This window comes from Streptomyces sp. NPDC057271 (assembly GCF_042668715.1).
In the GTDB taxonomy this organism is placed as follows: domain Bacteria; phylum Actinomycetota; class Actinomycetes; order Streptomycetales; family Streptomycetaceae; genus Streptomyces.
Window position 1 is genome coordinate 1 of sequence record NZ_JBHUYJ010000267.1, and the last position, 1,061, is coordinate 1,061.

General features: G+C 67.0%; 1 protein-coding gene. It reads left to right on the forward strand.

The annotated features are described in order from the left end of the window. Positions 1 to 168: 168 nt before the first annotated feature. On the forward strand, positions 169 to 1,038 hold the full coding sequence (locus ACFUJR_RS39380) for an IS5 family transposase (protein ID WP_383181808.1): 870 nt from the start codon (positions 169 to 171) through the stop codon (positions 1,036 to 1,038). Positions 1,039 to 1,061: the final 23 nt, after the last annotated feature.

Here is a 1,061-nt window from a genome sequence, read left to right on the forward strand (position 1 = left end):
TGAGGTTGCAGAGGTGGTGGGTGCCTGGGCGCCGGGTGGGGTGACGGGTGGGACGGGATGCGACGTGTGTCTGTCTCATCCCAGGACGTCCGGCCTTCGCGGTCGTGTGCTTCCCTCGTCGTTGCTGTGCGCCTGGGCGCACTCGGTCCCAGGCGGTATGCCGGAAGCATGCCGAAGCGACGCCCGTATCCGAGTGATCTGTCCGATGCCCGCTGGGAGTTGATCGAGCCGGTCCTTGCGGCCTGGCGTTTCGAGCGCCGGGGCAGGGCCCTGGACTTCGGCCGGCCGCCCGAGCACGACCTGCGCGACATCATGGACGCGATCTTGTACGTGGACCGGACCGGGGTCCAGTGGCGCTATCTCCCGCACGACTTCCCGAACTGGAACACGGTCTACGGCTACTTCGCCAAGTGGCAGCAGGAAGGGGTATTCGCCCAGCTCAACGGTCTGCTCCGGCAGCTGTTGCGGCAGAAGGAAGGGCGGGACGCCGAGCCGTCGGCCTGCGTGATCGACGCACAGAGCGTCAAGACTTCCACCAGCGTCCATGCCTCGAGTCAGGGCATCGACGCGGGCAAGAAGATCGTGGGCAGGAAGCGGAGCATCGTCACCGACACGATCGGGCTCCTGATGGCGGTGCTGGTCACTGCGGCGAGCGTGCAGGACTCGGTGGCCGGCACCCGGCTCTTGGACCAGGTCGCCGCCGAACACCCCGGCATCCGCAAGGTGTGGGTCGACGGCGGCTACCGCCAGCACCTCGTCGAGCACGCAGCCACCCTCGGCATCGACATGGAGATCACCGCCCGCACCCCCGGGACCAGGGGATTCACCCCGATCCCGAAGCGGTGGGCGGTCGAGCGGACCTACGGCTGGCTCATGCTCCACCGCCGCCTCGCCCGCGACTACGAGACACTCCCTGAACGCTCCGAAGCCATGATCCACATTGCTATGACCGACCTCATGGCCCGCCGCCTCACCAGCGAGAACGCCATCTCCTGGCGCGACCCGACACCGCAGACCAAACAGTCGATTCCGGGATGAAACACTGGGAGAAAACGACCTCT

Bases quoted from the DNA above. Each gene is read 5' to 3' on its own strand.
- ACFUJR_RS39380 (WP_383181808.1), top strand. From the start codon at position 169: ATGCCGAAGCGACGCCCGTATCCGAGTGATCTGTCCGATGCCCGCTGG.